Source organism: Nitrospirillum goiasense, assembly GCF_034427435.1.
Taxonomy (GTDB): Bacteria; Pseudomonadota; Alphaproteobacteria; order Azospirillales; family Azospirillaceae; genus Nitrospirillum.
In genome coordinates this window covers 105508-123966 of sequence record NZ_JAXQNP010000004.1, presented here as the reverse complement: position 1 = coordinate 123966, position 18459 = coordinate 105508, and the positions used below count along the sequence as shown (strand labels likewise).

Genomic DNA, 18459 nt, shown 5'->3' with positions numbered 1-18459 from the left:
CATGGGCTTCTCCTCCCTCTTCATCCACCGTCCCGTGGCCACCGGCCTTTTGGCCGCCGGCCTGCTGATGCTGGGGGCCGTGGCCTACCGGTCCCTGCCGGTGGCCTCCGTACCCAGCGTCGACCTGCCCACCCTGTATGTCCGCGCTGACCTGCCGGGGGCCAGCCCGGAGACGATGGCGGCCACGGTGGCGACACCCCTGGAACGCCAGATCGGGGTCATCGCCGGCCTGTCCGAACTGACCTCGGTGAACACGGTGGGTGGCACCACCATCGTGGCGCAGTTCGACCTGACGCGCGACGTGGACAGCGCCGCCCGGGACGTGCAGGCCGCCATCACCACCGCCGGGGGCCTTCTGCCTTCCAGCCTGCCGGCGCCCCCTTTCTATGTGAAGGCCAACCCCAGCGCCTTCCCCATCCTGACCCTGGCGCTGACCAGCGACACCCTGCCGGCCAGCCGGGTCTATGACTACGCCGGCACCGTGCTGGCCCAGGCGTTGATGGAAATCGACGGCGTCGCCCAGGTGGAAATCGGCGGTGCGGAGAAGACGGCGATCCGCGTCCAAGTGAATCCCGGCGCCCTGGCCAGCCGTGGCCTGGGGTTGGAGGACGTGCGCCAGGCGCTGGCCAAGGCCACGGTCAACCTGCCCAAGGGCCGCCTGGACGCGGGCGACAGAAGCTTTCTGGTGGCGGCGGACGACCAGGTCCTGGACCCGGCGGACTTTCGCGACCAGGCCATCGCCTACCGCGACGGCGCCCCGGTGCGTCTGGGCGAGGTCGCGACCGTCCAGTCGGGCACGGTGAACAACAAGCTCGCGTCCTGGTGGAACGGCCGCCCGGCCATCATCGTGCAGGTGCGCAAGCAGCCCGGGGCGGACATGGTGGCGACCGTGGACAGGATACGCGCGGCGCTGCCCCGCCTGGCGGCCTGGCTGCCGTCGTCCATCGCGCTTCACGTCACCGGGGACCGCACGCGCGTGGTCCGCGCCGGCATCGGCGACCTGTACGTCACCCTGGGCCTGACCATGACCCTGGTCATCCTGGTCATCGCGCTGTTCCTGCGCCGGCTGTGGGCGGTGGTCATTCCCGGCGCCACCATCGCCGTTTCCGTCGCCGGCACCGTCGCGATCATGGCGGCGACGGGCTGCGGCCTGAACAACCTGACCCTGATGGCCGTCACCGTGTCCATCGGCTTCCTGGTGGATGACGCCATCGTCGTCATCGAAAACGTCACGCGCCTGGTGGATCAGGGCGTGGCGCCGCTGACGGCCGCCATCCGTGGCACGCGGCAGATGACCTTCACCGTGGTGTCCATCACGGCAGCGCTGCTGGCCGCCCTGATCCCGGTGGTGTTCATGGACGGGGAACTGGGCCTGTTCTTCCGGGAATTCGGCATCACGCTGTGCGCCGCCATCCTGGTTTCGGCGGTCGTGTCCCTGAGCCTGACGCCGGCGATGTGCGCCCGCCTGCTGACGCCGTCCCCTGGGCGTCGCACGGGAACGTGGTCGGACGCCGCCGGCCGCCGCTACGGGGCGGGGCTGGAGCGGGCGTTGCGCCATCCCTGGCTGATGCTGCTGGGCGTGGCGTTGAGCGTGGCCGCCACCCTGGCCCTGTTTGGCGCGCTGCCCAAGGGCCTGCTGCCCAGCCAGGACACCGGCGTCATCCGCGGCGTTACCGAGGCGCCGCCCGACATCTCCTTCACCGCGATGCGCGACCGCCAGCGGGCGGTCGATGCCCTGGTGCGCGCCGACCCGGCGGTGGAGAGCGTGACCTCATCCATCGGCGTCGGGCTGTGGAACGCGCTGAACACCGGCACCCTGTCCATCACCCTGAAACCGCCGGGGAAACGCCCAGGGGAACGTCAGATCGCCACCGACGCGGTGGCGGCCCGCCTGCGCCAGGCCCTGGCCCAGGTGCCGGACCTGGCGGTCTACCTGTCCGCCGTCGATGACTTCGGCGTCGGGGGCCGGATGGGTCGGGCGCGATACCAGTACACCCTGCGCGGCCCCCGGCTGGATGAGCTGATGGCCGCCGCCAGCCAGGTGCGCGACCGCATGCGCGCCCTGCCGGAGTTGACCGACGTTTCCACCGACCAGGAGGCCAACGGCCTGCAGGCCAATCTGGCCATCGACCGGACCAGCGCCGCCCGCCTGGGCGTTTCCACCCAGGCCATCGACCAGACGCTGTACGACGCCTTCGGCCAGCGGCAGGTCGCGACCCTGTTCACCGAATTCGACCAGTTCAAGGTGGTGCTGGAGGCGGACCCCACCTATCAGAAGGACCGCCAGTCCCTGATGCAGCTGTACGTGCCGTCCAGCGCCGGCCCGCAGGTGCCGCTGTCGGCGGTGACGCGGCTGGACAGTGGGTACGCACCCCTGCTGTTGAACCATGAGGGGCAGCTGCCGGCCATCACCCTGGGCTTCAACACCCGCGATGGCGTCGCCATCGGTCCGGCGATCGCCGCCATTGACGACGCCGTGCGATCCTTGCACCTGCCCCCCGGGGTCACAGCGGGGTACGCGGGAACGGCCAAGGCCGCCAACCGCTCCAACGCCAACCAGGGATGGCTGCTGCTGGGCGCCGTCGTCGCGGTCTATCTGGTCCTGGGCATCCTGTATGAGAGCATCGCCCATCCCCTGACCATCCTGTCCACCCTGCCGTCCGCCGGACTGGGCGCCTTGCTGGCCCTGTGGATCACCCGGACGGAGGTGTCGGTGATCGCCATGATCGGCCTGATCCTGCTGATCGGCATCGTCATGAAAAACGCCATCATGATGGTGGATGCGGCGCTGACCGCGGAACGGGTCCTGGGCCTGGCGCCGCGCGCCGCCATCGTCCGCGCGGCCACCCTGCGCTTCCGGCCCATCGTGATGACCACCCTGACAGCGGCGCTGGGTGCCCTGCCCCTGGCCTTGGGCCTGGGCACCGGCGCGGAACTACGCCAGCCCCTGGGGATCGCGGTGGTGGGGGGCCTGCTGCTGTCCCAGGTGGTGACCTTGTACACCACCCCCGTCGTCTATCTGGCCGTGACCCGCCTGCGGGGCCGCAGGGCGGCGCTGCCCATCCTGCAACCGGCGGCATGAGGAGGGGGGAAGCCATGCGCATCGCCATCGTGATCCCGGGCACGCAAGGGGACGTGCGCCCCCTGGTGGCGTTGGGGCGGGGCCTGGCCGGTCAGGGGCATGCAGTGCGCATCGTCACCGTCGATGAATTCAGATCACTGGTCCACGGGGCGGGGCTGGGGTTCGGCCTGCTGTCGGGCGACCTGAAGGCCACGGCCGCCCAGCACCAGGCGGCCTTCGAGCGCGGCCAGGGCATCGCCACCATGCTGCGCACCGCCCAGCGGGTCATGCGCGCCATGGTCGCCCCCTGGGTGGCCGAAGGGCTGGCCGCCTGCCAGGACGCCGACCTGGTGATGGCCGGCGGCGGCGCCGTTCCCCTGGGAGCGTCCCTGGCGGAGGCGCTGGGCCGCCCCTTCGTCCAGGTCTATCTTCAGCCCAACGTGCTGTTCGGCCATCTGCCGTCGTTGCGGCTGCCCGTACCGGCGCGCACCCTGCCGTCCCCGGTCAACCGGTCGGTCAACCGCGTGTTGGATTTTCTGGCCTGGCAGGCGCAACGGCCGGCCGTGAATGACGTCGTGCGGAAGGGGCTGGGGCTGAAGCCTTACCCTTGGCCGGGACCAGGTGCGCAGATGCGCACGGCCTGGCCGATCCTGTTCGGCTTCAGCCCCACCATCGTCCCGCCCCCACCGCACTGGCGGGCGCGGGCCCGCGTGACGGGCCATTGGTCCCTGACAACGGATGCGGCATGGACGCCGCCGGCCCGGCTGATGGCGTTTCTGGAGGCAGGGCCGCCGCCGCTGTACATCGGCTTTGGCAGCATGGCGGATCAGCAGGCGCCGGCACGGGCGGAGCTGGTGGTCCGCGCCCTGGCGCTGACCGGGCAGCGGGCGGTGTTGGCGACGGGGTGGGGCGGTTTGCCCCCGGGCATCGACGCACCGGAAGACAAGCTGATGGTCATCGACGGCGCGCCGCACGACTGGCTGTTCCCCCGCGTCCGCGCCGCGGTGCATCACGGGGGTGCCGGAACCGTCGCCGCCGCCATCACCGCCGGCATTCCGTCCATCATCGTTCCCTTCCTGGGGGACCAGTTCTTCTGGGGCTGGCGGGCGCGGCAGCTCGGCGTCGCGCCGGCGCCCCTATCGCGCAAGACCATGACGGCTGAGGATCTCGCGGCCGCCATTCGATGCACGGAGGACTCCGGCATGCGGGATCGGGCGCGGACGCTGGGTATGCGCGTCGCGGCGGAACGGGGCGTGGACGCGGCCGTGTCGGCGCTGGGCGATTGGGGCCTGCTGCCCGATACCCCGCCGCACCATGCCCTGCCGCACGATGCGCCGTTGGCCCTGGACGTCGCGTAGGGGGATGGGAATGCCACGCAACGTCCGCGAAGCCCTTATCCTGCTGGTTCTGCTGTTGGACGCCCTGGGCTGTGGAGTGGTCACGCCCGTGCTGCCCACCCTGGTGCTCAGCTTGTCGGGGGACGAGGCGGCGGCCGGACGTGACATCGGCCTGCTCAACGCCACCTATGCGGCGGCCTTGTTCCTGTTCTCCCCCTTGCAAGGCCGCCTGTCGGACCGCTTCGGCCGCCGGCCCTTCATTCTGCTGGGGTTGATGGGCGGGCTGGCGCATTACGTCACGGCGGCCTTGACGCCGTCCCTGTGGCTGCTGTTCGCCGCCCGCCTGCTGGGCGGCCTCTGCGGGGCCAACGCCGCCGCCGCCAATGCCTACATGGCGGACATCGTGCCGCCGGACCGGCGCACGGCGATGTTCAGCGGCATGGGGGCGGCCTTCGGCCTGGGACTGGGCCTGGGGCCGGGGCTGGGCGGGCTGCTGGGTGGACTGGACCCACGCCTTCCCTTCTGGACGGCGGCGGCGCTGACCGGGGCGACGGCCTTCCTGGGCTGGGCCCTGCTGCCGGAAAGCCTTCCGCCCGGCGCCCGGCGCGCCCTCGACTGGAGCGCCGCCAACCCCTTGTCCGTCTTCCTCTCCCGGGGACAGACCGCCACGGCCCATGACCTTTTGGCGGGGATCTTCCTCTATGTCGCCGGTCAGACCGCCTTGCAGACCACCTGGGTCCTGTTCCTGCGCCAGACCCTGGGATGGGGTGCGGCGGAGGTGGGCTTGTCCCTCACCGTGCTGGGCCTGGTCTGGGGGTTCGCCCAACTGGGGCTGACGCCCCTGGTCACACGGTTTCTGGGGGACGGGCGCGCCCTGCTGCTGGGCCTGTCCATGACCATCGTGGCCTACACCTTGTATGGCTTCGTCCAGGAGGGGTGGCAGCTTTACGCCGTCATGGCGGGCACCGCGGTGGCCTTCGTCACCGGGCCCACGGCGCAAGGCGTGCTGTCGCGCCAGGCCTCCCCCGGCCGGCAAGGCGAACTGCAAGGCCTGGCGACCAGCATGACCAGCCTGGGCGCCATCGCCGGCCCCATTCTGGGCGGCGCCAGCTTCAGCTACCTGACGGGTCCCGAAAAGCCGATGGCCATGCCGGGCGGCGCCTTCCTGGTCAGCGCCCTGCTATCCCTCATGACCCTTGGCTTCGCAATCCGCGCGCTATCCCGTGAGCGGCACCCAGATGGCGTCATGCAAGACGGCGGCAGGGCGGGCGACGATAGCGGGCTGATGGAGGTCCGGCTGGCCTCCGCCCTCGATCACAACAGCAATGGGAGATAGATCATGGCGTTTGAAGACGATGCCCAATGCCAGGTCCTGGCCAACCTGGGCGGGCGATATTCACTGTGGCCCCTGAACCACGCGATACCGGATGGATGGCGTGCCGTGGGCTTCTCCGGCCCCAAGGCCGATTGCATGGACTATGTGGACAAAGTCTGGACCAACATCCTGATCCAGGACAGGCCAGCCCCCAGCGCCTGACGGAAACCGTCATCGCGGAAGGCGAACCGGCCCTCCCGCCGCCAGGCTGGCGCGTGGCGGCGGGCCCCTGTTCATTGGTTGGCCGCGATGTAGGACGCCGCGTCACGGACGGTGATCATTTTCCGGATCGCCTCGTCCGTGATGGGGCAGCCGAACTCCCCTTCGAAGGCCAGCACCATTTCCATGGCGTCCAGGCTGTCCGCCCCCAAGTCCTCCACGAAACTCATGTCATTGTTGAGCGCATCCTCGGGAACACCCAGTAGGCGCATGACAATTCTTCTGATCCGCGCAGGAATATCGTCCATTTTCAGCCCCTTTCGTCATTTAAGGTCAAAGTGAAGGCCAAGCTCAAAGTGAAGGCCAAAGTCAAAGTGAGGCGTTGAACCTCATTCGATCATGAAAAGCGGCTGGTCGAATTCGACGGGCTGCCCATCCTGCACCAGGAATTGCGTCACCCGACCGGCCCGCGGCGCGGGAATGGCGCGCCGGATGGTCATCATTTCCACCGCCATGACGGTCTGTCCCCGCCGGACCTGGGCACCGATGAGCGGAACGCCGGGAAGAGTGTGACCGCCGGCCGCATCAGCGACGCCCACCAGTCGCGCCACCCCGACAAAGGGGCAGGTCACCGTTATTGGGGGAGCGGGTGGCGCATCGGCCCGCTCAACGGGCGCGCCCTGCGACGCCGGCGTGGCAAGGGCGATCCCCAAGTCGGTTCTTATCCCGTCGCGACTGATCCGCAGCCGGCGATTATGCCAACTGCACTCCATCTCCCCCAATTCCGTCTGATGCATCAGATCCACCATTTGACGCACCATGGTTGAGATGACGGTCAGTTCCTGAGACGCCGTAATCCGATAGCTTTCAACCATATCTCCCCCTTCCCCGGCCTAATCCTTCTGGGATCGCTGATTTCATGGATGAAGAAAGCCAATTGACCTTTCGGCACATCCCCATGCCGCTCAGACAAGGCTGTCACTATACTAAAGGATATAGAATTATAAAAATCTATGCATTCCCCTATAAGTAAAATTTTTGATGTCGTTGCGATATGTGGTCAAATTCCACAGAAATATATAATCAATGTGAGTGTCAATTTCCGGAAACACCATCGATGAAATCGCATAAAATTTTATTTTTCTGCGGTTCATGTTATGAGTATTTATTTTTTTCTATTTCGCACAAGCGAAAAGGGTTGAGATGAAAGATAAGCTATGTTGATATGTTAATTATGCGCCAATCTCTCGAACTCGATCTGTTGCAAACCCTGGTCGCTATCGCGGATAGCGGCAGCTTCGCCGCTGCCGCTGGCCGGGTGCATCGGACCCAGTCCGCGGTGTCCATGCAAATGCGGCGGCTGGAATTGATCGCTGGCAAGCCGCTGTTTGACCGGGACGGACGTCGGGCACGCCTGACACCAACCGGTGAAACCCTGCTGGCCTATGCGCGCCGCATCCTGAATTTGCAGGATGAGGCGTTCTCGCTGCTGGATGAGGGGGAGATCGCGGGGACGGCGCGGTTGGGCATCGATGAGGTCTATGCCGACCCTTTGCTGCCCCTGATCCTGACGCACTTCGCGCGCAACCACCCCCGGGTGGAGGTGATGCTGCGCTGTGAGCCCAGCGCCGTTTTGCGCGACCTGATCATGTCTAATGACCTTGACATGGCCTTGGTGTCCAAGAAAAGCGCCGCGTGGCTGGATGTCGAGACTCTGCGACACGAACCGCTGGTGTGGGTGGCGGCGCCCACCTTCGACCATACGGCGTCGCCCCTGCCCCTGGCCTTGCCCGAACCCGGCTGCCCCACCCGGGACCATGCCCTGAAAGCGCTGGCGCGCAGTGGGCTGGCCCATCGCGTGGCCTACAGCAGCCCAAACTTTTCCGGCGTGCTGACGCCGGTGCGGGCGGGCCTGGCGGTGACGGTCATCGCGCAATTCAGTGCCCCGCAGGACCTGCGCGTCCTGGAGGAGCGGCACGGCTTCCCCCGGCTGCCGAACATAGAGATCGGCCTGTTGCGCGCGCAAAACCGGGGCAAGCCGGCCGACGCGCTGGCCGAGTGCATCACCGGCAACATAGAGCCCCCGGTGTGGTGGCCCGAACCCCGGCACCGCGCCGCCCCCCTCCCCGTTTTCATGGACGCGACATGCAACCCGGAAGACTGAAAATGGTGGCCGACCTGCTGTGGGGCGGCGGGGTCGCCGCCGCCCTGCTGGCCAAAGGGCTGTTCCAGCGGCTGCCCGCCGTGTCGACGGAGGAACGCTTGGCAAGCCTGCCCACCCGCGGCTTGCCGATCTCACACCCGGTCACCATCCATTGGAATCAATACCAGGTTCCCTTCATCGAGGCGGAGACGGACGAGGATTTGGCGGTGGCGCTGGGCCTGGTCCATGCCCACCTGCGCCTGGGACAGATCGAGGTCATGCGCCGTGCCGCGTTCGGGCGCGTGGCGGAAATGATCGGCCCGCTGGGCGTTGAAATCGACCGGTCCCTGCGGCTGCTGGACGTCGGCCGCGCCGTGCCCGAGATCGCCGCCGCCCTGGCCCCCGACAACCGGCGCTGGATCCAGGGTTTCGTGGCGGGGCTGAACCATTACCTCTCTCACGCCCCCGGTCTGCCCCCGGAATTCGCCGTACTGGGCCTGAAGCCCGAGCCGTGGACACTGGAAGACCTGCTGACGCTGATGCGCTTCAACTCGGCCGACATCAGTTGGCTGATCTGGGTGCGCCTGCTGCCCGTGCGGGCACGGATGCCGCAAGGGGATTGGCGCCAACTGTGGCAGCGCCTGTTGGCGGGCGGCGCCCCGCCGGCGCTGGCGGCGGCCACCAGCGGCCAGATGGAACGCGCCATGGCGGAGACGGCCCTGGCGGCCGCCACCCGGAGCGGCAGCAATTCCCTGGCCGTCGCCGCCGGCCGCAGCAGCAACGGCGGGGCCATGATCGCCAGCGACCCGCATCTGCCCCTGGGCATGCCCAACCCCTGGCTGGCGGCGGGGTTCAAGTCCCCATCCTTTAACGCCGTGGGCCTGATGATGCCGGGCCTGCCCTTCGTGGCGCTGGGCCGTAACCCCTGGATGGCCTGGGGCGGAACCAGCCTGCACGCGCAGGGAAGCGATCTGGTGGATGTTAGCGGCCTGCCCGCCACCGAATTCCGCGACCGTCCAGCGACGGTGCGCGTGCGGGGCGGCCGGCCGCGGCAGTTGCGCCTCAGGGAAAGCCCGCTGGGTCCGGTGGTGTCGGATGGCCCGCTGATGGCCAATTCCCGGCCCACGGCCTTGCGGTGGGTGGGGCACCGGCCCAGCGACGAGATCGGCGCCATGATGGCCGTGGCCCGCGCCCGGGACTGGGACGGATTCTGCGCGGCGCTGTCCGGTTTCGCCGTGTCGGGGCTGAACATGGTGTATGCCGGGGGCGACGGCCGGGTGGGGCACTTCCTGGCCGCCCACCTGCCCCGCCGTCAGACTGAGCGGCCGACGGACCTGATCATCCCGCCGGACGCGACCGACCATTGGCAGGACGTCGTCGATGGCCGGCGGCTGCCGATACGGGTCGATCCCGCCGACGGCGTGATCGTTTCCGCGAACGACGCGCCCGACACCGCGCACGGTGCCGCCCCGGATGCGGGCGCGTTTCCCATCGGCTTCTTTTTCGCCCCCCCGGACCGCGTCACCCGCATCCACCACTTGCTGAGCAGGCGCCCGCTGCTGTCATCCCAGGACCTGTTGCGCATCCAAGGCGACGTGGTGGTGCCCGGCGCCCTCCCCCTCCGCGACCTGTTGCTGGCGCATGCCCCCCAGGCCCCTGCGCGCCAGGCGGTGCACGCGCTTATGGAGACGCTGAGGCAATGGGACGGCAGCTATGACCATCGGCAACCGGGGGCCTTGGCCTTCGAGCTGGTGCTGGCGGGTGTGGCCAGGGAATTGGGCCGGGCGCGGCTGGTGAAGCCTTACCAGATCATCTGGCACGCCCAGTCCCTGTTGCTGGAGGATTTCCAGCGGGCGGACCCGGCGGCGCTGCGGCGCGGGGTGGACCGTTCCCTCACACGGGCGGCGCGCACCCTGGCCCGGCTGGAGACGTGGGGACGCTTCCATCAATTCCGGCTGAACCATCCCTTTGGGCGCCTGCCCCTTGTGGGCCGGCGCTTCCGCGTTCCGCCCTTCCCGGCGGACGGGGGCAACAATTCCGTCTACAAGGCGGGGCACGCGATCACCGACAAGCCCCATGGCGTCAGTTTCGGCTCCTGCGCCCGGCACATATCCGAACTCAAGGACCCGGACGCCAACCGCTTCGTCCTGCTGGGCGGGCAGGACGGCTGGCTGGGCAGCGCCAACTACGCCGACCAGATCGACCTTTGGCGGCAGGGCGCCTACATGACCCTGCCCCTGCGCCCGGAAACGGCGCGCGCAGCCTTCCCGCACAAGATGTATTTGTGGCCCCTGTCGCCGGGCGAAGCGCCCCCCACGCCGGCACGGCGCCTAAATTGACTTTCAGGGATGCAGGTAAACGAAGCCCAGTCCCTGAAGGCGGGCGATCTCGGCCACGCCGCTGGGCACGACGTCCCCCTCCTTCACACCGTACAGGTCGGAGGGAGCCAGCTTCATCCCCTCCAGCGTATTGCGGCAGATGAGGAAGCGGACACCCTTCCCGCGCAGCAGGTCGAGTTGCCCGGCCAAGTCCGGGTCCTGCCGGGCCATGACGAACAATTGCACGCCGGCGGCGAAGTTGACCACACGGATCTCGACCTTGCCATCGGTGGCGGCGATGTGATTGCCGATATGATGAAGCAGACGCTGGAAATAGGCCTTGTTGTCCGGCCAACCGCCATCGTTCTGATAGACGACCTTTTGGAAGGTGTAATAGGGGCCGGCGGCGTCAGCCCTATCCTGCCCCTGCATACAGCCCGTCGTGATCACCGGCAGCCCGACCGAGAGCAGGATGAAGCCGAGCCGGGCCGCCGAACTCAGAAATTTCCGCAAGGCTTCTTCCTTTCCTGACACGCTTTCCTGCCACGGGGTGTTCGGCGCCACCCCGCAGCACATCACGAACCTACTCGGCCCGCCGGCGGGCCGCCGCGCCATCAGCCTCCGACAATTCCAGCCACATGGCGTTCAGGACGGAAAAGGCGCACGCCAAGCCCAGCCCCAAAATCCAGCTAAAGTACCACATCGCTTCGCTCCTTCTTGGGCAATCAGTAGAACGCGCCGCCGTCGGTGGTGATGTCCTGGGCCCGGACGGGCCCGCGCAGCACGCGGAAAACCCAGGCGGTATAGGCCAGGATCAGCGGCATGAAGACCACCGTGGCCACCAGCATGATCCGCAACGTCGCGGGCGACGATGAGGCGTCCCACACCGTCAGGCTGGACGCGGGATCGCTGGCCGACGGCAACAGGAAGGGAAAGACGCTGACGCCCACGGTGCCCACCACCCCGGCCACCGCCAGGGACGAGGTTATGAAGGCCAGGCCCGCACGGCCGGCACGGATGAGACCCCAAGTGGCCAGGGCCCCGGCATAGCCCAGGGCCGGCACGGCGATGCTGACCGGGAAGCGATGATAGTTTTCCAGCCAGGCGCCGGGCGCGCGCGCCACCGCCTTCATGAGCGGGTTGGACGGCCCATCGGGCGCCAGGGCGCTGGTGATGGCGTAGCCGTCGATGCCCGCCGCGATCCAGGCCCCCGCCAGGCTGAACAACGCCAGCAGCAGGATGACCGCCCAGGGCACGACGCCCCGCGCCCGCGCCGCGACCTGCCCTTCCGTCTTCACCGCCAGATAGACGGCGCCGTGCATCACCACCATGGCCAAGCTGACCAGGCCGCACAGCAGGGCGAAGGGATTGAGCAGGCCGAAGAAGCCACCCGTGTAGGTGACACGCAGATCGGCGTCGAAGTGGAAGGGCACGCCCTGCAGCACATTGCCGAAGGCGACACCGAACACCACGGCCGGCACCACCCCGCCCACCACCAGCGCGGTGTCCCAGGCATGGCGCCACAGGGTTCCCTCCAGCTTGGAGCGGAACTTGAAGCCCACCGGCCGAAGGATCAGGGCGCACAGCACCAGGAACATGGCGATGTAGAAGCCGGAAAAGGCCGTGGCGTAGAGCGCCGGCCAGGCGGCGAACACGGCGCCACCGCCCAGGATCAGCCACACCTGGTTGCCTTCCCACACCGGGCCCACGGTGTTGATCATGACGCGGCGATCAAGGTCGCTCCGGCCGACGATGGGCAGCAGGGCCGCCACCCCCAGATCGAAGCCGTCCATGATGGCGAAGCCGATCAGGAGGACGCCCAGCAGGGCCCACCACAGCAGGCGCAAGGTTTCATAGTCCAACATGGCATGCTTCCTTATTCACCAGCCGCGATGACGGCATGAAGGGGTGCCGGCGGAACCGGCTTGGGGTCCAGCGGCCCGTGACGGATGACCTTGACCATCAGGTAGAGTTCGACGACCGCCAGCGCGCTGTAGAACAGGATGAAGCCGGCCAGGCTGAACCAGACGTTGGATGCCGGCACGTTGGACGCCGACAGGAAGGTCGGCAGGATGCCGTCGATGGTCCACGGCTGGCGTCCGCCTTCCGCCACGTACCAACCCAGTTCCGCCGCCGCCCACGGCAACGGCAAGGCGGCGGCGGCGACCTTGAGGAACAGGGGATGCTCCAGCCGCCGGCGGGCCGACAATACAAAGGCGGTGGCGAACAGGGCGATGAAAAAGAAGCCCAGCCCCACCATGACGCGGAAGGACCAGAACAGCGGCGCCACCCTCGGAACGGTGTCACGGGCCGCCGCCGCCACCTGGGCGTCCGTGGCATCGGTCACCAGGGGTGTGTAGCGCTTCAGCAGCAGGGCGTATCCCAGGTCCTGCACATGGGCGTCGAAGGTCGCGCGGGCGCCGGTGTCGGCGCGATCCTGGCGCAGGCGCTGCAGCGCCTGATAGGCCACCATGCCGCTGCGGATGCGGTCCTGCGCCACCTCGATCAACTGGTTGATGCCCATGACCGGCTGGTTGATCGACCGGGTGGCGATCAGGCCCATGACGTAGGGGATGCGGACGGCATAGTTGGTGCGGCGCCCTTCCTGGTCAGGGAAGCCGATGACGGTGAAGGAGGCCGGCGCCGGCTCCGTCTCCCACATGGCTTCGATGGCGGCCAGCTTCATGCGCTGGTTCTGCCCGGCGGTGTAGCCGCTTTCGTCCCCCAGCACGACCACGGACAGCGACGCGGCCAGGCCGAAGCTGGCGGCGACGGTCATGGAGCGGCGGGCCAAAGCCTTGTGCCGCCCCTGCAAGAGGTAGAGCGCGCTAACCGCCAGCACGAACACGGCGCCGGTGACATAGCCGGCGCTGACCGTGTGCACGAACTTGTCCTGGGCGACGGGATTGAAGATGACATCGGCGAAGTTCGCCACCTCCATCCGCATGGTGTCGGTGTTGAAGGTCGCCCCCACCGGGTGCTGCATCCAGCCGTTGGCGATCAGGATCCAGAGCGCGCTGAAGTTGCTGCCCAAGGCCACCAGCCAGGTGACGACCAGGTGACCCACGGCGGACAGCCTGTTCCAGCCGAAGAAGAACAGGCCGATGAAGGTGGCCTCCAGGAAGAAGGCCATCAGGCCTTCGATGGCCAGCGGGGCGCCGAAGATGTCCCCCACGTAATGGGAGTAGTAGGCCCAGTTGGTGCCGAACTGGAATTCCATGGTGATGCCCGTGGCAACCCCCATGGCGAAGTTGATACCGAACAGCAGGCCCCAGAACTTGGTCATGTCGCGCCAGATGGTCCGGCCCGTCATGACATAGACGCTTTCCATGATGGCCAGCAGAAGGGACAGGCCCAGGGTCAGCGGCACGAACAGGAAATGGTACATGGCCGTCAGCCCGAACTGCAGGCGTGACAGCGAGACGACATCGATATCGGGCATCATGGCCCCTCGTCCTTGCGCGTGGCCGGCGGGGGATCGAACAATGCCGATCCCACCGCGCTGGGTGTGACCGTCGGCCTATGCGGCGGTGAAAAGAACAGGAAGAACAGCGCGACCATCAAGGCCAGCTTGAGCGCTGTGAACATCAGCACCCGCTTCAGCAATATCCGCCCCGTCAGCGGGGCCGGTGCCGTTTGCCGGGCCATGGGTCCCCGCGCCCGTCAGGCGGCGGGTTCGCTGGCCGCGGCCCGGCCGGCGAACTGGTCGAACGCCTCCAGCGCCTGGGCCGCGTACATGACCGAGGGGCCGGCGCCCATGTAGATCGCCATGCCCATGGTCTCCAGCACCTCGTCCCGGCTGGCGCCCTGGCGATGGGCCGCTTCGGCATGAAAGCCGACACAGCCGTCACACCGCGTGGCGACGGCGATGGCCAGCGCGATCAGTTCCTTGGTCTTGGTGTCCAGCGCACGGGCTTCCAACGCCGATCGCGCCATGGCGGAGAAGGATTTCATCACCTCGGGCGACCCGCCCCGCAATTCGCGGATGGCGCCGGTCAGGGTGGCCGTCAGGTCGGGCCAGTCATGATACATGGTCTATCACTCCTAAAGTCCCATCAATTCAAAGAGGTGCGCGGCGTCGCGGTGGCGGCGTCGGCCTGGTCGGCCCACTGCCGCCAATCGCCGCCCATGGCCACGTACAGTCCGATCACGTCGGCCCACCGGCGGCCCAGGACGGCGGCGCGCTGGGCGCGGGCCAGGTTCCAGTCCCGGTCCGCCGCCAGCAGCGCCAAGCGGTTGACGGCGCCCCGGTCGAAGGCGGCCCGCATCATGGCGCGCTGTTCCGCCGCCGCCGCCAGGGCGTGGTCGGCACTGGCCAGGGCGTCGCCGTCATGGCTGAGCGCCATGAGGATATCGCCCACCTGCTGGAACGCGGTCAGCACCGTCTGGCGATAGTCGGCGGCGCTGGCCTCATACTCGGCCTGGGCGGCATGGCGGGCGGCGTTCAGGGCACCGCCGTGGAAAAGGGGGGCGACCACGCCCGCCGCCACCCCGCCCTGGGTGGAATCGCTGCTCCAGAACAGGGCCGTGCTGGCGGCCGCCTGTTCCAGGCCGGCGGTCAGTTGCAGGCGGGGGAACATGTTGGCGGTGGCCACGCCCACGGCGGCGCTGGCGGCGTGCAGATCCGCCTCCGCCGCCATGATGTCGGGGCGCTGCCGCACCAGTTGGGACGGCAGGCTGAGCGGCAGGTCCGCCGGTAGAGCCAAGTCCGCCAGGCTGAGCGGCGGGAACCGCCAGTCGGCCGGCGCCACACCGGCCAGCACCGCCAAGGCGTTCTGAGCGGCGGCGGCACGTTGCCGCAAATCGGGCAGCAGCGCCTCATCCTGCGCCAGGCGCGCCTCGGCGGCGGTCGCTGCCGTCCTGGGCAGGGCGCCGGCCGCGACCCCGGCACGCGCCGCCGCCAGCGCCTCACGGTCCGCGTCAATCGCGGCGGCCGTCGCCTGCGCGGCGTCGGACGCGGCGGCAAGGGTGACGGCCTGCACCGCCGTATTGCCCGTCACCATGACATAGGCGGCGGCGGTGCGGTACGCCGCCGCCTCGGCCTTGGCGTCGTCCGCCTCCACCTGCCGGCGGTCGCCGCCGAACAGATCCAGGCTGTAGCTGATGGTCGCCCCCACCGAATAGAGGTAGAAGACGGGGGAGTGTCCCTGCATGCCAAAGGTGACCAGATTGACCCGCTTGCGGGCGACGCCGCCCTCCAGGTCGACCTGGGGCCAGAAACGCCCGGCCGATGCGGTCGCCATCTCCTGCATCCCCCGCAGCCGGGCCTTCGCCGCCACCAGCGTCAGGTTGCCGGCAACCGCCTTGTCGACGACGGCATCCAGGGCGGGCGCGCTGAACCCGCGCCACCACGCCCCCCACCGCCGCGCCGGGCTTCACGGCGGCCGGCGCGGACGATGGGGTGTAGGCGGTGGTGGTGGGCGCGTCCGGCTGGCGGAAATCAGGCCCGACCGTGCAGCCCGCCAGGACCAGGCAAAGGCCGGGGATCAGAAGGGATCGGCGGGCGGCGGGGCGCATGGGGGGTCCCTCTCGACGGCTCAGTGGAAGGCGCAGCCGGGCTTGACCCCCAGGCGCTTCAAGATAACGGCGGCGGGACAGAAACCCGTGAAAGCCGCCTGCAACAGGTTGGCGCCGACAAAGGCGGTCAGCAGCAGCCAGTACGGGCTGACCAGCCATCCCAGCAGGAGGCTGAGCAGCACCATGAAGCCGGCGAAAGAGAGGATGGCGCGATCAATGTTCATGGGGGGATACTCCTTGAAAGGGATCACTCGGCCGGTTTCATCTTGTGGATGTTCAGCCGGTTCAAAACGAAGCGTTCGAAGAAAGGCTCACTGGTGCCCCGGCGGACCTTACCGATGAAGTATTTCTCGAAGGCGACCTTGGCGACGTGCACCCATTTTCCTTCGGAGGACCAGTTGACGTTGCGCGGGGGGATCTGCGGCTGGGCCACGAAGGCGACGCCGCCATCGCCGAAATCGGCCAGGCAGATGGCATGCAGCGTCGGTTTCCACCGCACCGCCTCGCCCCGCAACAGGGCGCCGATGTTGTGCGCCGTCGCCGTCACCATGGATTCGATCATGAAGCCGGTCTTGGGCACGCCCACCGGCACGGGCGTCGGCCCGATGGGTGGGATGGCGACGCAGACGCCGACGGCGAAGACGTTGGGAAACGCGGGGTTGCGCTGGAACGCGTCCGTCAGGACGAAGCCGCGCGGATTGACCAGGCCCTCCAGCCCGCGAAGCGCCCCCACGCCGCGAAAGGCGGGCAGCAGCATGGAATAGGCATGGGGCAGGGTATGGGTGGCGACGACCGCGCCGCCCGGCCCCACCTCTTCCACCGTCAGGATGTCGGGGCCGACCCCGGTCACCCGGGCGCTGGTGATCCACTTGATGTGCCGCTGGCGCAGCTCATGCTCCAGCGTGCTCTTGGTGTCGCCCACCCCGTCCAGGCCCAGATGGCCGATATAGGGCTCCGACGTCACGAAGGTCATGGGCACGCGGTCGCGCAAGCCCCGGCGGCGCAGCTCGGTATCCAGCAGCATGGCGAATTCATAGGCCGGGCCGAAGCAGGAGGCGCCCTGCGCCGCGCCGACGACGATGGGGCCCGGCTTTTCACAGAAACGGTTGAAGGCGGCATAGGCCTGCTCGGCATGGCCGACCTGGCAGATGGACTGTGTGTGATGGTCGGGACCAAAGCCGGGGATTTCATCGAAGGCCAGTTCGGGACCGGTGGCGACGACCAGATAGTCGTAGGGCAACGACCGGCCATCCTCCAGCTCAACCCGGTTCTCGGCGGGATGGACGCGGCGGACACCCGCCGTCTCGAACCCGATTTTCTTCTGCGCCATCACCGGCTGCAGATCGACCTCAATATCGGCGCGGTCACGCCAGCCCACGGCCACCCAGGGGTTCGATGGCACGAAGTGATAATGCTGCCCCTGGCCCACCAGGGTCACCCTGTCCTCCGCACGCAGTTCCTGGGCCACCTCATAGGCCATCAGCGTCCCGCTGAGGCCCGCGCCCATGATCACGATGTTCGCCATGCATCTTCCTCCCGATACCCCCCATGGCGACGCCTGCGCTGGGTCAATGGGGGACGGCCTGATGTCGTTCATGCTGGCACCGTCGAGACACCACCTAGCCAACACCGCCGCCCGTTTCCGGGCAATGACCTGACGCAAGCTGGATCGACGGCGGCGTTCAAAGGCCCTTGCCGAACGTTGATGGGGTGGTTATATTCGCATTATCGAATATACGCAACTACGAAGATTTATAGGTTCAGGCGTCCGGTCATTGCCTCGGGGGGCCGCCCTCTGGCAAGCAGAAGGCCCCAGGCCCCTTCGTCACCAGGAACACCCGATGACCTTAGACGCCCAGTTGATGTCTGAAGCGGCGGAACAGGCCGCCGAGTTGCTGAAGTCGCTGGCCCATCGCACGCGCCTGCTCATCGTCTGCCAGTTGGTGGGCGGGGAGCGGTCGGTGGGTGAGTTGGCGGACTTTCTCGGCATCCGGGATTCCACGGTGTCCCAGCACCTGGCGCTTTTGCGGCGCGAGGGGCTGGTGGGCGCCCGCCGCGACGGACAGACCATTTGGTATTCCATCACCAGCGAACCTGCGCGCCAGGTGCTGGAGGTGCTGTACCGCCACTACTGTCCCCCCAACCCCGCGTGTGAGCCGCCCCGGCCTGATTGATTCCTGGGCGGGCGCGCTTCTTCAGGAAACCCCGTCATGATCGCCCGCGACGCCTACCTTGACCTCGACCCCGTCACCACCCACGGCCTGGTCCGGGATGGCCACGCCATCCTGATCGATGTCCGGGAGGCGGGGGAACACGCGCTTGAGCGCATTCCGGGTGCGGCATTGCATCCGCTGTCCAGCTTCACCCCCGGCGCCCTGCCCCAGAACGGGCCCGCCGTCATCCTGCACTGCGGCTCCGGCAAGCGGTCCGCCACCGCCATGGCCAAGTGCCGCGCCGCTGGCGTGCCGTGCTGCGGCCATGTCGAGGGCGGCATCATGGCCTGGAAGGCCGCCGGCCTGCCCACCACGCGCTGACCGTTCCCACCCCCA

18 protein-coding genes and 1 pseudogene are annotated in these 18459 nt (G+C 68.2%); 8 read left to right on the top strand and 11 right to left on the bottom strand.

Features of this window, described 5'->3' with window-relative positions; translation table 11 throughout:
* Position 1 precedes the first annotated feature (1 nt).
* From ULB03_RS22490 to ULB03_RS22475, 4 genes are read left to right on the top strand one after another with little or no spacing between them, the layout of a single operon-like run.
* Positions 2–3082 (top strand): efflux RND transporter permease subunit, encoded by a 3081-nt coding sequence (locus tag ULB03_RS22490; protein ID WP_322485335.1) that lies wholly within the window; start codon positions 2–4, stop codon positions 3080–3082.
* A gap of 14 nt (positions 3083–3096) precedes the next feature.
* Positions 3097–4419 carry a glycosyltransferase gene (locus ULB03_RS22485; protein ID WP_322485334.1) on the top strand — a complete coding sequence of 441 codons (1323 nt, stop codon included), beginning with the start codon at positions 3097–3099 and terminating at the stop codon, positions 4417–4419.
* Positions 4420–4429: 10 nt separating this feature from the next.
* On the top strand, positions 4430–5734 hold the full coding sequence (locus ULB03_RS22480; protein WP_322485333.1) for an MFS transporter: 1305 nt from the start codon (positions 4430–4432) through the stop codon (positions 5732–5734).
* A gap of 3 nt (positions 5735–5737) precedes the next feature.
* A complete protein-coding gene (locus ULB03_RS22475; RefSeq protein WP_322485332.1) occupies positions 5738–5935 on the top strand; it encodes an MbtH family NRPS accessory protein in 198 nt (65 codons plus the stop codon).
* Positions 5936–6006: 71 nt separating this feature from the next.
* Here the strand turns inward: ULB03_RS22475 and acpP are convergent, their stop codons facing one another.
* Together acpP and ULB03_RS22465 are read right to left on the bottom strand one after the other, a co-directional pair.
* The gene (gene acpP, locus ULB03_RS22470) at positions 6007–6240 is read right to left on the bottom strand and encodes an acyl carrier protein (RefSeq protein ID WP_322485331.1); all 234 of its coding nucleotides are present in this window, start codon (positions 6238–6240) and stop codon (positions 6007–6009) included.
* A gap of 81 nt (positions 6241–6321) precedes the next feature.
* Positions 6322–6807: an acetyl-CoA carboxylase biotin carboxyl carrier protein gene (locus ULB03_RS22465; protein ID WP_322485330.1), complete on the bottom strand. Its 486-nt coding sequence runs from the start codon at positions 6805–6807 to the stop codon at positions 6322–6324.
* 359 nt (positions 6808–7166) lie between these two features.
* On the opposite strand from ULB03_RS22465, the gene ULB03_RS22460 reads away from it, so the two are divergent.
* Entirely contained in the window at positions 7167–8096 is a 930-nt protein-coding gene (locus ULB03_RS22460) for a LysR substrate-binding domain-containing protein (protein WP_322485329.1), read from the top strand.
* Between the two features lie 2 nt (positions 8097–8098).
* Complete coding sequence (locus ULB03_RS22455; protein WP_322485328.1) at positions 8099–10414, top strand: penicillin acylase family protein; 2316 nt, start codon at positions 8099–8101, stop codon at positions 10412–10414.
* Positions 10415–10417: 3 nt separating this feature from the next.
* Here ULB03_RS22455 and ULB03_RS22450 read toward each other — a convergent pair whose 3' ends face one another.
* From ULB03_RS22450 to ULB03_RS22410, 9 genes and pseudogenes are all read right to left on the bottom strand, one after another.
* Entirely contained in the window at positions 10418–10906 is a 489-nt protein-coding gene (locus tag ULB03_RS22450) for a DsrE family protein (protein WP_322485327.1), read from the bottom strand.
* Between the two features lie 70 nt (positions 10907–10976).
* Entirely contained in the window at positions 10977–11096 is a 120-nt protein-coding gene (cydX, locus tag ULB03_RS22445; protein ID WP_322485326.1) for a cytochrome bd-I oxidase subunit CydX, read from the bottom strand.
* Between the two features lie 22 nt (positions 11097–11118).
* Positions 11119–12258: a cytochrome d ubiquinol oxidase subunit II gene (gene cydB / locus ULB03_RS22440; protein WP_322485325.1), complete on the bottom strand. Its 1140-nt coding sequence runs from the start codon at positions 12256–12258 to the stop codon at positions 11119–11121.
* Between the two features lie 11 nt (positions 12259–12269).
* Positions 12270–13835 carry a cytochrome ubiquinol oxidase subunit I gene (locus tag ULB03_RS22435; RefSeq protein ID WP_322486224.1) on the bottom strand — a complete coding sequence of 522 codons (1566 nt, stop codon included), beginning with the start codon at positions 13833–13835 and terminating at the stop codon, positions 12270–12272.
* Positions 13835–14041: a cytochrome oxidase putative small subunit CydP gene (gene cydP, locus ULB03_RS22430; RefSeq protein WP_145734511.1), complete on the bottom strand. Its 207-nt coding sequence runs from the start codon at positions 14039–14041 to the stop codon at positions 13835–13837. The genes ULB03_RS22435 and cydP overlap by 1 nt, the downstream gene beginning before the upstream one ends.
* Positions 14042–14056: 15 nt before the next feature.
* Complete coding sequence (locus ULB03_RS22425) at positions 14057–14425, bottom strand: carboxymuconolactone decarboxylase family protein (protein WP_322485324.1); 369 nt, start codon at positions 14423–14425, stop codon at positions 14057–14059.
* 23 nt (positions 14426–14448) lie between these two features.
* Positions 14449–15735: pseudogene (locus tag ULB03_RS22420) on the bottom strand (efflux transporter outer membrane subunit); the annotation flags it as partial.
* 195 nt (positions 15736–15930) lie between these two features.
* A complete protein-coding gene (locus ULB03_RS22415; RefSeq protein WP_322485323.1) occupies positions 15931–16134 on the bottom strand; it encodes a YgaP family membrane protein in 204 nt (67 codons plus the stop codon).
* 23 nt (positions 16135–16157) lie between these two features.
* Positions 16158–17435, bottom strand: a complete 1278-nt coding sequence (locus ULB03_RS22410) for an NAD(P)/FAD-dependent oxidoreductase (RefSeq protein ID WP_322485322.1) — start codon at positions 17433–17435, stop codon at positions 16158–16160.
* A 316-nt stretch (positions 17436–17751) separates the two neighbouring features.
* On the opposite strand from ULB03_RS22410, the gene ULB03_RS22405 reads away from it, so the two are divergent.
* Positions 17752–18084 (top strand): ArsR/SmtB family transcription factor, encoded by a 333-nt coding sequence (locus tag ULB03_RS22405; protein WP_145734506.1) that lies wholly within the window; start codon positions 17752–17754, stop codon positions 18082–18084.
* A gap of 36 nt (positions 18085–18120) precedes the next feature.
* On the top strand, positions 18121–18444 hold the full coding sequence (locus tag ULB03_RS22400; RefSeq protein WP_322485321.1) for a rhodanese-like domain-containing protein: 324 nt from the start codon (positions 18121–18123) through the stop codon (positions 18442–18444).
* Positions 18445–18459: the final 15 nt, after the last annotated feature.